This window comes from Streptomyces sp. NBC_01294 (assembly GCF_035917235.1).
Taxonomy (GTDB): Bacteria; Actinomycetota; Actinomycetes; order Streptomycetales; family Streptomycetaceae; genus Streptomyces; species Streptomyces caledonius.
In genome coordinates this window covers 5,214,649-5,228,058 of record NZ_CP108423.1, presented here as the reverse complement: position 1 = coordinate 5,228,058, position 13,410 = coordinate 5,214,649, and the positions used below count along the sequence as shown (strand labels likewise).

The 13,410-nt window shown below is 71.2% G+C and carries 8 protein-coding genes; 4 read left to right on the top strand and 4 right to left on the bottom strand.

The annotated features are described in order from the left end of the window. Window positions 1–220: 220 nt before the first annotated feature. Window positions 221–1,903 (bottom strand): thiamine pyrophosphate-binding protein, encoded by a 1,683-nt coding sequence (locus tag OG534_RS23680; RefSeq protein WP_326590498.1) that lies wholly within the window; start codon window positions 1,901–1,903, stop codon window positions 221–223. Between the two features lie 5 nt (window positions 1,904–1,908). After that, on the bottom strand, window positions 1,909–2,871 hold the full coding sequence (gene speB, locus OG534_RS23675; protein ID WP_326590496.1) for an agmatinase: 963 nt from the start codon (window positions 2,869–2,871) through the stop codon (window positions 1,909–1,911). 116 nt (window positions 2,872–2,987) lie between these two features. Here speB and OG534_RS23670 point away from each other — a divergent pair, with 116 nt between their 5' ends. Next, complete coding sequence (locus OG534_RS23670; RefSeq protein WP_326590494.1) at window positions 2,988–4,529, top strand: PucR family transcriptional regulator; 1,542 nt, start codon at window positions 2,988–2,990, stop codon at window positions 4,527–4,529. A gap of 55 nt (window positions 4,530–4,584) precedes the next feature. Here OG534_RS23670 and OG534_RS23665 read toward each other — a convergent pair whose 3' ends face one another. Next, window positions 4,585–5,445, bottom strand: coding sequence for a hypothetical protein (locus OG534_RS23665; protein ID WP_326590492.1), 861 nt, complete (start codon window positions 5,443–5,445; stop codon window positions 4,585–4,587). Between the two features lie 299 nt (window positions 5,446–5,744). Here OG534_RS23665 and OG534_RS23660 point away from each other — a divergent pair, with 299 nt between their 5' ends. The 3 genes from OG534_RS23660 to OG534_RS23650 all read left to right on the top strand — a co-directional run bounded on the left by OG534_RS23660 (window position 5,745) and on the right by OG534_RS23650 (window position 9,256). After that, entirely contained in the window at window positions 5,745–6,902 is a 1,158-nt protein-coding gene (locus tag OG534_RS23660) for an acyl-CoA dehydrogenase family protein (protein ID WP_326590490.1), read from the top strand. Window positions 6,903–6,928: 26 nt separating this feature from the next. Then, entirely contained in the window at window positions 6,929–7,807 is an 879-nt protein-coding gene (locus OG534_RS23655) for an acyl-CoA thioesterase (protein WP_326590488.1), read from the top strand. A gap of 237 nt (window positions 7,808–8,044) precedes the next feature. Continuing rightward, complete coding sequence (locus OG534_RS23650) at window positions 8,045–9,256, top strand: acyltransferase family protein (protein ID WP_326590487.1); 1,212 nt, start codon at window positions 8,045–8,047, stop codon at window positions 9,254–9,256. Between the two features lie 94 nt (window positions 9,257–9,350). On the opposite strand, the gene OG534_RS23645 is transcribed toward OG534_RS23650, so the two are convergent. Then, a complete protein-coding gene (locus tag OG534_RS23645; protein ID WP_326593781.1) occupies window positions 9,351–13,304 on the bottom strand; it encodes an FG-GAP-like repeat-containing protein in 3,954 nt (1,317 codons plus the stop codon). Between the last annotated feature and the right edge of the window lie 106 nt (window positions 13,305–13,410).

The window sequence follows — 13,410 nt, the reverse complement described above, 5'->3', positions numbered from 1 at the left end:
GTCAGGCCTCCCCGTTCGTCCTGTCCTGCCGGAAGCCCCAACGCTCCGACCGGCGGATTTCATCCCGCCGCAACAATCGAACGGCTTTGCGTGGCCGGGCGCCCGACGGCCTGGGCCGTCCGGATGAGCCGGGGCCGGAGACGGGCGCGGGGCGAAGACGGGCCGGGGGCGAAGACGGGCCGGGGGCGGAGACGGGCCGGGGGCCGGAAACGGGCGCGGGTCAGAGGTGGGTCGGGGCGAACATCCTCAGGAGCGCCGGGAGAACGACCACCGAGGGGCCCGGGGTGGCCAGGGCCTTCTTGAGGTCGGCCGTCAGTGATTCCGGGGTGGTCGTGGTCGCCGGGACGTCGAAGGACGCCGCCAGGGCGGCGAAGTCGGGGCGGGTGAGCTCCGTGGCCGTCGCGCTCCCGAAGGACGAGGTCATGTACTCGCGCAGGACGCCGTAGCCGCCGTCGTCCACGATCAGCCAGGTGACGTCGAGGTCGTGCTGGCGGGCCGTGGCCAGCTCCGCGATCGAGTACATCGCGCCGCCGTCGCCGGAGACCGCGAGGACCGGGGTGTCCGGTTCCGCGACGGCCGCCCCGACGGCCGCCGGGAAGGCGTAGCCGAGGCCGCCCGCGCCCTGGGCCGAGTGCATGGTGTTGGGGTGCTTCGGGTCGAAGGCGGACCAGGCCCAGTAGGACAGGATCGTCATGTCCCAGAACGACGGGGAGCGCGGCGGCAGCGCCTTGCGGACCGAGGCGAGGAGCTCTTGCTCCAGCGCCACGTCCTGGGTCGCGAGACGGGCGGCGATGTCCGCGAGGACCATGCGGACCCGCTCCGGGGCGGACGGGTCCTCGCGCTCGGCGACCGTCTCCAGCAGGGCCTGGAGGGCCAGGCGGGCGTCCGCGTGGATGCCCAGGGCCGCGTGGTTCGACTCCAGCTTGCCGAGGTCCGCCTCGATCTGGACGACCCGGCCCGTCGGGAAGAACGTGTGGTAGTTCGACGAGAGCTCGCCGAGGCCCGAACCGACGACCAGCAGGACGTCCGCGTCCTCCAGGAAGTCCGTCATGTGGCGGTCCTCCAGCCAGGACTGGAGGGAGAGCGGGTGGGTCCAGGGGAAGGCGCCCTTGCCGCCGAAGGTGGTGACGACGGGCGCGTTCAGCCGCTCGGCCAGCTGCTTGAGCTTGCCCGCCGCGTCGGAGCGGACGACGCCGCCGCCCGCGATGATCACCGGTCGGGTGGCGTTCTCCAGCCAGTGGGCGGCGAGCGCCGTGAGCTCGGGCCGCGGCGCGAGCTCGTGCGGGGTCGCGTCCACGCCCGTGACCTGCGGGATGACGGTCTCGGCCCGCAGCACGTCCTCCGGGATCTCGACGAACACCGGGCCGTGCGGGGCGCTCAGCGCCGACTCCCAGGCCTCGGCGATCACGGAGGGGATCTGGGAGGGGGTGCGGACCGTGTGGACGGACTTCACCACGTCCCGGAAGGAGGCCGACTGGTCCCGCAGCTCGTGCAGGTGCCCGCGCCGCCCGCCGCCCAGGCCCGCCACCGGGACCTGCGAGGAGATCGCGATGACGGGCGCCGATGCGGCCGCGGCCTCCGCCAGGGCGGGCAGCGCCATCAGCGCGCCCGGGCCGGTGGAGAGCAGCAGCGGCGCCGCCTCGCCCGTGATCCGGCCGTACGCGTCGGCCGCGAAGCCCGCGTTGTTCTCCGTACGCAGTCCCACGAGGCGCAGGTCGGAGCGGCCGACCGCGTCGAAGAGGGCGAGCGCGTGCTGCCCCGGCAGACCGAAGACGGTGGTCGCGCCGAGGCCGCGGAGCGTTTCCACGACCAGGTCCCCGCCCGTCCGGCCCGGCGGCGGCGCGAGCGCGGCCGCCTTCTGGGCTTCGGTGGGACGGAGTACCAGGTCGTGGTCGTGCGTCACTTCGCTTACTTGCCCTTCGCCTGCGCGATCTGTCGCGACATGATCGTGGTCAGCTCGTACGCGGTGTGCGAGGCCGCGACCGAGGTGATCTCGGCGTGATCGTACGCCGGGGCGACCTCGACGACGTCGGCGGAAACGAGGTTGCAGGAGGACAGACCGCGGATGATCTCCAGGAGCTCGCGGGAGGTCATGCCGCCCGCCTCGGGGGTGCCGGTGCCGGGCGCGTGCGCCGGGTCCAGGACGTCGATGTCGATGGAGATGTAGAGCGGGCGGTCGCCGATGCGCTGGCGCAGCTGGTCGGCCACCTCGTCGGCGCCGCGGCGGTAGACGTCCGCGGAGGTGACGATGCCGAAGCCCATCTTGGCGTCGTCGTCCAGGTCCTGCTTGCCGTACAGCGGGCCGCGGGTGCCGACGTGCGAGAGCGCCTCGGTGTCGAGGATGCCCTCCTCGACGGCGCGGCGGAACGGGGTGCCGTGGGTGTACTCGGCGCCGAAGTAGGTGTCCCAGGTGTCCAGGTGCGCGTCGAAGTGCAGCAGCGCGACGGGGCCGTGCTTCTTGGCGACGGAGCGCAGCAGCGGGAGGGCGATGGTGTGGTCGCCGCCGAGGGTCATCAGGCGGGAGCCCGCGCCGAGCAGCTCGTCGGCGGCGGCCTCGACCGTCTCGACGGCCTCGTTGATGTTGAAGGGGTTCACGGCGATGTCGCCGGCGTCCGCGACCTGCGCGAGGGCGAAGGGGGAGGCGTCCTGCGCCGGGTTGTAGGGGCGCAGCAGGCGCGAGGCCTCACGGATCGCGTTGCCGCCGAAGCGGGCGCCGGGGCGGTAGGAGACGCCGGAGTCGAAGGGCACGCCGACGATGGCGACGTCGGCGGAGCCGACCTCGTCGAGGCGGGGCAGCCGGGCGAAGGTCGCCGGGCCCGCGTAGCGCGGGATGCGGGAGGAGTCGACGGGTCCGCGCGGCTGCGTGCTCATGGGGGGTGCCCTTCTGAAGGTCCTACAAGTGCGGTCCTTCGAGCGTAAGCCGACGTCCGCGGGGCGCGAAGTGTACGTTTCATCCACTGCCGCTCCCCAATGTGTACGGAGTATCCATGGAGGCCCCTCCCACCCCGCCGGTCGCCCTCGGCCGCCTGCTCGCCGACGGCGAGCTGGGTCTGCGCCGGCTGGCCGGGCCCGCCGAGGCCGAGGTGCACGGGGTGCACGCCTCGGAGATGGCGGATCCGTCCCCGTACCTGCTGGGCGGGGAGCTGCTGCTCACGGCGGGGGCGGGGCTCGCGGGGGCGGAGACGGACCCGGACGGCGGGGCGGACGCCGGGCTGTACGTCGAGCGGCTCGTCCGGGCCGGGGCCGCCGCCCTCGGCTTCGGGGTCACCCCGGTGCACGAGAGCGTGCCGCAGGCCCTGGTCGACGCGTGCACCCGGCACGGGCTGCCGCTGGTGGAGGTGCCGCCCGCGACGCCGTTCACGGCCGTGGGCCGGGCCGTCTGGCGGCTGATGGCGCAGGCCCGTACCCGCGAGCTGCGCCGGGTGACCGACGCCCAGCAGTCCCTCGCGGCCGCGGCCGCCCGCCCCGACCCGGTCCCCACGGTGCTCTCGCGCCTGGCGTCGGCCCTGGGCGGCCGGGCCTGCCTGCTCGCACCGGCCACGCGTACGGAAGCGGGCGCGGCCACGGCCGCGGGCACCGGCGTGCCGGGTGGTGGCGTGATCCGGTCGGCGTGGGCCGGGGCTGCCGGGGTCGAGCCGGGGGCCGAGGTGCGCAACGCCCTCGACGCGCTCGCGCAGCGGGTGGCCCCCGGCCCCGGCTCCGCGGCGACCGCCACCGACACCCTGGCCGGGACGCACCTGGCCGCCTACGCCGTGGGCGGCGGCCAGGCGCTGGCCCTCGCCACCCCGGCCCGGGCCCCGGGCGACCACACCATCGCCTCCGTCGCCGCCGTGCTGCTGACCCTGCTCACGGCGAGCCGCCCGGCCGGAACGGAGGCGGCCGCACTGACCCGGCTGCTGCTGGACAACGACCCGGCCGACGCCCTCGCGCCCGGGCCCTGGTACGTCGTCCGCGCCCGCGGCGGCGGTGATCCGCAGGCCCTGGCGGCCGCGCTGGGCACCGTCCTGCTCGACGCGCACGGGAACGGAAACGGGGACGAGGACAGGGACGGTGACGGGGACGGGGACGGGGACGGGGACAGGGACGGCGTACGCCTGATCACCGACCGGGAGCCGACCCCGCAGCCCGGCTGGACCCTGGGGGTGTCGGCCCCGGCCGCGCCGGACGGGCTGGCGACCGCCGCCGCCCAGGCGCAGCGCGCCCTGGACCGCGCCGAGGCCGCCCGCACCCCGCTGGTCCGCCACACCGCCGGCGGCCTCGATTCCCTCCTCGACCCGGCGGAGGCCCGCGCCCACGCCGAGGCCCTGCTGGCCCCGCTGGGGACGGCCCACCGGGAGACGCTGCGCGCCTGGCTCGCCCACCACGGCAGCTGGGACCGCACGGCCGCGGCCCTGGCCGTGCACCGCAACACCGTCCGCCAGCGCATCGCCCGGGCGGCCACCCTGCTGGGGCGCGACCTGGACGACCCGGACACCCGGATGGAGCTGTGGTTCGCCCTGCGCCGGCTTCCCGGGGCAGGGCAGCGGTAGCCGACCCGGTCAGGCGGCCCCACCGCCCCGCCCGCACCGCCCGCACCGCCGTGTGTCAGGGGTTGGCCGTCACCTGGAAGCCGGCGCCGAAGACGTCGGCGGGGTCTGCGGCGTCGCGGGCGCGCAGGTCGGCCAGGATGTTGGCCGAGCTGGTGTACACGTACCAGGGATACGAGATGATCATCCCCTTGGTGATGCCCGCCCAGGGCCCCTCGGCCGTGAACCCGTTGGCCTCGGAGGGGTACGCCGTCCCCGGCACGTGCCAGATGGCGGGCCCGCCCGAGTCACCGGCCTTGTGCTGGGGGTGGGCCTGGTAAACGCCCCGGTCGTTGTTGGTGATCCGGCCGTACCAGACGCCCAGCTGGCCGGAGACGACCAGCTCGTTGTTGTTGAACCAGGCCGCGCCGAGCAGCCGCTCCCGGTTCTGCGCGGGGCTGAGCGCATTGGGGCTGGGCGTCCCGCCCGGCACCTCCAGCAGCCCGGTCTGCTTCAGGTGCGGCCCCTGGGAGGACGGCGTCACGGACTCGACCAGTTCGATGACCATGTAGTCCTTGGTGAGGTGCCCCGTCATGGACCCCTCCGGATCCTTGAAGTACCGGACGTACCCGATCGGCCCGTAGCCGATGTCCTGCCGGTGGAAAACGGGTATGAGGTCCTCGCGGATCTCGCGGTCGGCGTGGTCGGGGGCCGAGACGCAGTGCCCGGCCGAGATGGCGATCTTCCGCCCGTAGCCGTCGCCGCCCACGGCCCCGATGGTGCAGAAGCTGTCCGGGGTGGAGGCGCTGAAGACGATCTGCATCGCGTTGTGGACCCGCTTCGCCTGCGGGGACTCCTGCGCCTCGGCGTGGACCGTGCCCGCGCCGAGCGCGAGGGCCACCGTCGTCGCCACGGCAAGGCTGAACAGCCTCTTGAGCATGTGGGATTCCTGTCCTGTCGGGGGAAAGGCCGGGAGGGACCGGGCGTACCGAGTCAACCCACGCGGCCCGGGCGGCAGAAGGGGGTATCCGGACAGCCGCGCTCACGGACGGCGATGTGACGGACGGCGATGTGACACACAACGAGACGGTGTGACGCACGGCGATGTCACGCTCGACGAGACGGTGTGACGCACGCGTGTACGACCGAGTCTGGACAGCCGGGGCAACCCGTCGGTAACTTAATCTGAGCAAGCGCTTAGATCAGGGCGGCGGACCGCCGCGACGAAGGGAGCCGGCCGTGCGCCGTACGGTGTTCAACGAAGACCACGAGGCGTTCCGCGAGACCATCCGCGCCTTCATCGAGGCCGAGGTCGTCCCCGTCTACGACGAGTGGTTCGCCGCCGGCCAGGCGCCGCGCGACTTCTACTACAAGCTCGGCGAGCTCGGCGTCTTCGGGATCAACGTCCCCGAGGAGTTCGGCGGCGCGGGCCTGGACACGCACAAGTTCGAGGCCGTGCTCTACGAAGAGACCTCGCGCGCGGGCGTGAACTTCGGCGGCTCCGGCGTGCACGTGCTGCTCGCCCTCCCCTACATCAAGATGCTCGCCGACATCGAGCAGAAGAAGCGCTACCTCCCGAAGTTCGTCTCCGGCGAGGAGATGTGGGCCCTGGCGATGACCGAGCCGGGCACCGGCTCCGACGTCGCGGGCATGAAGACCACCGCCAAGCTCTCCGAGGACGGCACGCACTACGTCCTCAACGGCTCCAAGACCTTCATCACCGGTGGCGTCCACGCCGACCGCGTGATCGTCTGCGCCCGCACCTCCGCCCCCAGCGAGCAGGACCGCCGCTTCGGCATCTCCCTGTTCGCCGTGGACACCAAGTCCGAGGGCTACTCCATCGGCCGCAAGCTGGACAAGCTGGGCCTGCGCACCTCCGACACCGCCGAGCTGGCGTTCGTCGACGTGAAGGTCCCGGTCGAGGACCTGCTCGGCGAGGAGAACAAGGGCTTCTACTACCTCGGCGCCAACCTGCCCTCCGAGCGCTGGGGCATCGCCTTCGGCGCGTACGCGCAGGCCAAGGCCGCCATCCGGTTCGCCCAGCAGTACGTCACGGAGCGCACCGTCTTCGGCAAGCCCGTCGCGCACTTCCAGAACACCAAGTTCGAACTGGCCGCCTGCCAGGCCGAGGTGGACGCCGCCGAGGCCGTCGCCGACCGCGCCCTGGAGGCCCTGGACGCCGGTGAGCTGACCGCGGCCGAGGCCGCCTCCGCGAAGCTCTTCTGCACCGAGGTCGCGCACCGCGTCATCGACAAGTGCCTCCAGCTGCACGGCGGCTACGGCTACATGAACGAGTACCCGATCGCTCGTCTGTACGCCGACAACCGCGTGAACCGCATCTACGGCGGCACCAGCGAGGTCATGAAGTCCATCATCGCCAAGTCCATGGGCCTGTAAGGGATTCGGGCACCTACCCTTCCCCCATGAACGAGGCACTGACGACGCTCCTCGATCTGCTCGACCTGGAGCAGATCGAGGAGAACATCTTCCGCGGTACCAGCCGGCCTTCGCTGGTACCGCGTGTCTTCGGCGGCCAGGTCGCGGCCCAGGCCCTCGTCGCGGCCGGCCGGACCGTCCCCGCGGACCGCACCGCGCACTCGCTGCACTCGTACTTCCTGCGCACCGGGGACACCGGCGCGCCCATCGTGTACTCGGTGGACCGGATCCGCGACGGGCGCTCCTTCACCACGCGCCGGGTCGTCGCCGTCCAGCACGGGCAGCCGATCTTCCACCTCTCCGCGTCGTTCCAGGTGTACGAGGACGGCCTCGACCACCAGGTCTCGATGCCCGCGGCCCCGGACCCGGAGACCCTGCCCACCGCGGCCGAGTCGCTGCCCGCGTACCGGGACATCTTCCGCGACCCGGGCACGGTGGAGCGGCTGATCGAGACCCGGGAGGCGGTGGACCTGCGGTACGCCACGACCCCGCCCTGGGGCAGCATCGGCGAACCGGTCGAGCCGCGCTCGCAGGTGTGGTTCCGTACGGCCGGCAAGCTGGACAGCGCCGATCCGCTGCTGCACACCTGCCTGGCCACCTACGTCTCCGACATGACCCTGCTGGACTCGGTGCTGCTCGCGCACGGCCGGGGCGGCTGGGCGGTGGGCGACGTGGTCGGCGCCTCGCTGGACCACGCCATGTGGTTCCACCGGCCGTTCCGCGCGGACGAGTGGCTCCTGTACGACCAGGAGTCCCCTTCGGCGGCCGCCGGCCGCGGCCTCGGCCAGGCCCGGATCTGGACCCAGGACGGCCGGCTGGCCGTGACGGTCATCCAGGAGGGCGTCGTCCGCGTCCCGCGCGCGTGACGCCTCCGGCGGAGCCGCCGGATGTGCAGCCGCCGGATGTGCAGCTGCACATCGGAGTGAGTGACGTGCGCCACTCCGGGCAGAGTGGGTTGGACATCGAGCGGCTACGCCCGGCAGCCTTTGGCGGTTGACCAGAACCAGGGATAGGCGTCGTACGTGGATACCCGCACTTCTCGGTGGCAGGCGCGGTGGTCTCACGGCACCGTTGCGGAACTGCTGACCGGCCGGAACAACAGCATGGGTTTCATCCGGCTGATTCTCGCGACGGCCGTGGTCGTCTCCCATGCCCGCGTGCTGGGATTCGGCCGGACCGAATTCGGCCACTCTTTCACACAGGGCCAGGCCGACCTCGGAAAGTGGTCCGTCTACGGCTTCTTCGTCCTTTCGGGAATCCTCGTCACGCGCAGCGGGATACGCCTGGGGCTGGGGCGCTTTCTGTGGCACCGGGCACTGCGCCTGCTGCCCGGATTGTGGGCGTGCCTTTTCCTGACGGCATTCGTCGCGGCTCCGGCCCTGTACTGGAATTTGCACGGGACCCTGGACGGTTTTCTGGAGCGGGCCTGGGGGCCGGTGGAATACCTGCGCTCGAACGGGGCGATCCAGCTCAACCAGAACGACGTGTCCGGCGTGATGGCCGACGCGGTGGCCAAGGGCGCCGCGTACGACCGCAGCATCGACGGCGCGCTGTGGTCGCTGTACTACGAAGTCCTCTGCTACGCGGGCGTGGCGGTCCTGGCCGTGACGGGCGTCCTCGCGCGCGCCCGGCGCGCCGTGCTGCTGATCACGTGCCTCCTCGGCTGGCTCGTCATCCGGCAGGCCGTGGGCGACCGGTTCTGGGCCGGAGCCTTCGAGTCCTCCTACTTCCACCCGGTCGACCTGCCGGTGCTGGGCTTCACGAACCCGGTTCTGGTCATCTACCTCGGGTTCGCGTTCGCGCTGGGTGCGGTCATCGAGCTGTACCGCGAGCGGATCCCGGTGAGTGACGTGCTCGGCATCGCGTCGCTCCTGGCGCTGCTGGTCAGCGCACGCTTCGGGTTCCTGTTCGTCGTCGGCCTGCCGGCCTTCGCGTACTTCCTGGTGTGGCTGGCGATCCGCCTCCCGGCCCCCTTCCGCCGGATCGGCGCCCGCCACGACTACTCGTACGGCATCTACATCTACGGCTTCGTGGTCGAACAGGCACTGGTCATCCTGGGCTTCGCCCGCTGGGGCCTGCTGCCCTACCTCGGCCTGAGCCTCGCGGTGACCGTGGTGCTGGCGATGCTGTCGTGGCACTGCGTGGAGGGCCCCGCCATGCGCCTGAAGGACCTGGGCAGCCGCCGCGGGGGCCCCGGACACGCCTCCGGCTCGGAGCGGGGGGCTTCGGCCGCGGAACCGGGGCGGGGCACGGACTCGGGCCCGGGCCCGGCACCCCGTCCGGTTGACCAGGACAAGGTCACCGTAGGCCCCTGACGTGCAACGCAGGCCCCTGGCATGACGGAGGGGGGTGAGGTCCCCGCGGGACCTCACCCCCCTCTCTCTGTTCGGTCTTACTGTTCGGTCCGGGTCAGAGGACGACGTCGATTCCGGACCAGCCGTTACCGATCAGGGTTCGGCCGATGCTGAGGAAGTCGAAGAGCTCCCCGGTACGGGTCACGCCGACTTGCTCCGGTGCGCCGTCACTGTTGAGGTCGGCTGCGAACGGGGTCCATTCGCCGACCCACCAGCCCTCGCCGATGACGTTGGGGCTGCCGAAGCTGATGGCCCCGTTGCCACCGGTGTTGTTCGGGTAGAGGTACAGCTTGCCGTTCTCGCGCTGCGCCAGGATGTCGATCTTGTAGTCGTTGTTGAGGTCGGCGAACCGCAGGGTGCGCCAGTCGGCGGTCCACCAGCCGTCACCGAGGAAGGCCCGGCCGTCGAGGGCCTGGGTGCCGGTGCCGCCGTTGTGGGGGTAGACCCACAACTTGCCGCCGCTGTCACGGCCCATGACGTCGGTGCGGCCATCGCCGTTGATGTCCCCGAAGCCGAGGTCGACGTAGGTGTTCCAGCCGTCGCCGATCAGAACAGGGGTGCCGACCGTTTCGGTTCCGGTCCTGCCGGTGCCCGGGTAGAGATACAGGTTCCCGTGGTGGTCGCGCCCGACGATGTCGGTGTATCCGTCGTTGTTGAGGTCGGTGGAGTACACGTTCGTCCAGTAATCGCGCCACCAGCCGTCGCCTGCCTTGTACCGGCTGCCGAGTGTGCTCGTGCCCGGAGCGCCGGTGCCGGGATGGATCCAGAGGTGACCGTTGACGTCGCGGACCGCCACGTCCGTGTAGCCGTCGCCGTTGTAGTCCGGCCGGCTCTGGCTGCCGCTGGTCCACAGGCTCTGCCCGGAGGCGTTGTAGAGGACGAGCACTCCCCGGGGATGGAGCACCGCGTACGAGTACGGAGTACTGGTCTTGGTGCTCCACAGGGCGGTCTTGCCGTCGGCCGCGTAGACTACGAAGTTGCCGTCGCTCTGCATGCGGGCCGTGGCGCCCGGCTTGTTGTTGGTCCCGGTGGCCCAGAGCGGCTTGTCGTCCTTGCTCAGCAGGACGAGGTTGCCGTCCGACTGCATCCGCAGCTTGGCATTGCCGCTGGCGAACTCCTGCCCGGAAGCCAGTGTGGTGCCGGAGGGAATCCGCGCACCGGGCACGCCGTCGATCTTGAACTGCGAGCCGAAGGAGCTCACGGTCTTGCCGTCGGCGGCGAGCTTGCCCGGCCAGCCGACCACGGTGTTGTCGGCCTGACGGGCCCACAGGTCGGGGACCCTGTCGCCGGTGAGGTCACCGGACGAGCCGACCTGCGGATGGCTCGCCTGAGCGACGCCGGAGTGCACCTTGGTGCGGGTCAGGGTGCCCCAAGTGGCGAAGTCGACCGCCTGGTTCTCGTCCAGGCTCTCCTTCCCGTAGGTGTGCAGGATGCCGCCCGTGGCGTTCTCCCTCAGCAACAGGTCGGGGACCGTGTCGCCGTTGAGGTCTCCGGGGGCGATGACCGTGTACTTGCCCCAGTCGCCGCTACCGACGAGCACCGGCTTCGGCAGGCCGCCGCTGAAGGTGCTGATGTAGGCCCAGAGCTCATCCTTCCGCTTGACGAGGATGTCCGGGAGTTCGTTGCCGCCGAGGTTGCCGGGGGCGATGATCTGGTCGGCGTCGGACCAGTACCCGGCCTCGGTCCCCCTCGCCTTCACCTCGGTGGGGTTGCCAACGGCGCCCTGGCCGTCCTTGTTCTTGTAGACCCACAGCGTCTTGTGATCCATGCCGGACCGCTGCTCAAGACTGAGCATGTCGTTGTATCCATCACCGTTCCAGTCACCCAGCGTGGCAACCTGGGACCCGGCGAAGGACTTGGCGGAGCTGACCGACGCGGAGAACTTTGAGTCGCCCTGGCCGGTGTAGGTCAGGAGACTGCCGAAGAGATCGTTGCTCCAGATGTCGCGGATGCCGTCCCCGTTGAGGTCGTGCGGCCCGTCGGCCTCCTCCGTGCGGGCCGCGTAGAACTGGTACGCGGTGGTGTCGGACCGGTTCCCGGCAGCGTCCTGGCTGAAGGCGTAGACGAAGTGCGGGCCCGCGCCGGGCGGGGTGAGCTTCGCGGTGAACGAAGCCCCGGCGTCGACGACGGTGCTCCTCACCTGCGGGTCCCAGTCGGTGTAATAGCCGTACCAGGTGACGTCCGTGACACCGTTCGCCGACAGGACGAAGTCCCCGGACTGGCGGGCCGTGCCGGTGCCGTCCGGCCACCCGTTCCTGCCGTCGGGGAAGACGGTCGAGGTGATCTTCGGCGCCTCCGTCGGCCGGTTGCGGTCCACCGTGAACTTGCACGTCTCGGACCAGGCCGACTGGGCACCGTCCTGGTCGGTGGTGCGCGCCTTCCAGGTGTAGGCCCCGTTGGGGAGGGAACCGTCGGGGACTTGCCACGTGGCGACCTTGCCGTTGTTGGCCGGGATCGACTGGCTGACGGCGGGGGTGCTCTGACCGTCCTTGAAGATCTGGAACTCGGTGCTCAGGTTCCCCGAGTCACGGTCGGAGATCGTCGCGTTGAGGCCGATGGTGGTGTTGCCGATCGAGCCGCCCTGAACGCACGGCACCCAGGGCGAGGTGCCCGGGTTGGACGGCGTGTCGGGCGGGTTGTTGTACTCGATCTCCAGCGTCATCGTCTTCGCGTCGAAACGCTTCCACTGGTACTCGTCGCTCTCGTTCGACGCGAACAGGCCCAGGGTCACGCTCGACCAGTGGTGGGACGCGGACTTCTGCACGGCCTCAGTGGCGTTGAACTCGAGGTTGCCGGCCCCGCACGCGGGGCGCCCCTTGGCTTCCCTGACGATGTCCTGCAGAGTGCCGCCCGCCTTGCCGGGCTGGCGGTCCCACGTCGTATCGCGCGAGATGGGACCGGTGCTCCACAGCTCCACCGGGGTCTTGGTGCAGGACCAGGCCCAGGTCTCCTTGATCCGGAACGTCGCCTTCGACACCTGGGCGCCCTTGACGCCTGAGGTGTCGAGCTGGAAGTAGGCCCGCGAGAGCCCGTTCGTGTCGGCCTCGTACCCGACCCGCACGTCCTCCTTGGTGTTCCAGTAGGAGTTGGTGCTCCACGTGCGGTAGACCCACGACCAGTTCTGCCGCGCACCCCAGGCCACCGACGGGTCGATGTAGACGGGGTACTTCGTCTCCGCGCTCGTGAGGAGGGCCTGGTCGGGCTTGATCTCCAGACTGCCGCCCGTGACGGTGGTGGGCATCTGGGCGTTCTTGGCCCCGGACGGCGTCACGAAGGCATCCGAGGGGACGGTCTCCGTCGCCGAACCGGCGCTGAGCATTCCCGCACCCGCGGGCGTCTGAGAAGCGCCCCCAGTAGTCGTGGAGTCCCACATCACCGGCGTCGGAGAGGTGAAGACGACTTCGCCGGCCGGGTTGACCGCGGTCAGCAGGCCCGTCGTCGCATCCCTGGAGACGTTCAGGCCCACGGTGTCGAGCTTGAACTTCAGCATCGCGAGGTCGGGATGCTTCGCCGCGGCGGCGGTCTTGACCACCAGCAGCTGGGAGAAGCCCTCGACCTCGGCCTTGAGCTGCAGGTCCACGTCGGGCAGTACGTTCGGGTACGTCGCCACGTTCGCGGCGAGCGTCGGCTTCGGGAGCGCCGTGGGCCACGTCAGCGACAGGGTCCGCCCGTCCTTCGCCCCTGACAGCAGCGGACCGGTGCCACCGCCCGAGAAGGCGATCGACACGGCCGAGGCCTTCGGCTTCACCTTGCCGTCCGCCGCGAACTGCAGCGTCGGGTCGGTCGCGACCCACCCGCCGGCACGCCGGACGCGCACCGTCGTCCCGTGCTGCCTGACCGACCACTTGCCCGTCGGCAACGCCCAGGTGTCCGAGGTCTCGGTCCTCGCGGACGTCAGCTCGTAGGGCTGACCGGTTTCCTTCGCCTTGGCGAGCGCGAAGTCCTCTGCGGTCATCGAACCCTTGGCGACCGGATCGGTAGCGGCGACCGCCGTCGCCACCGGCTGCATCACAGTCAATCCGGTAGCAGCAATTCCGGTTACCAGAGCCATCGAAATGACTCGCGAAATCCCCCGCCCACCCGGCGCGCCGGGTTGGGCCTCTTTTCTTCTCACT

Bases quoted from the DNA above. Each gene is read 5' to 3' on its own strand.
- speB (WP_326590496.1), bottom strand. From the start codon at position 2,871: ATGAGCACGCAGCCGCGCGGACCCGTCGACTCCTCCCGCATCCCGCGC.
- OG534_RS23670 (WP_326590494.1), top strand. From the start codon at position 2,988: ATGGAGGCCCCTCCCACCCCGCCGGTCGCCCTCGGCCGCCTGCTCGCC.
- OG534_RS23665 (WP_326590492.1), bottom strand. From the start codon at position 5,445: ATGCTCAAGAGGCTGTTCAGCCTTGCCGTGGCGACGACGGTGGCCCTC.
- OG534_RS23655 (WP_326590488.1), top strand. From the start codon at position 6,929: ATGAACGAGGCACTGACGACGCTCCTCGATCTGCTCGACCTGGAGCAG.
- OG534_RS23650 (WP_326590487.1), top strand. From the start codon at position 8,045: ATGGGTTTCATCCGGCTGATTCTCGCGACGGCCGTGGTCGTCTCCCAT.
- OG534_RS23645 (WP_326593781.1), bottom strand. From the start codon at position 13,304: ATGCAGCCGGTGGCGACGGCGGTCGCCGCTACCGATCCGGTCGCCAAG.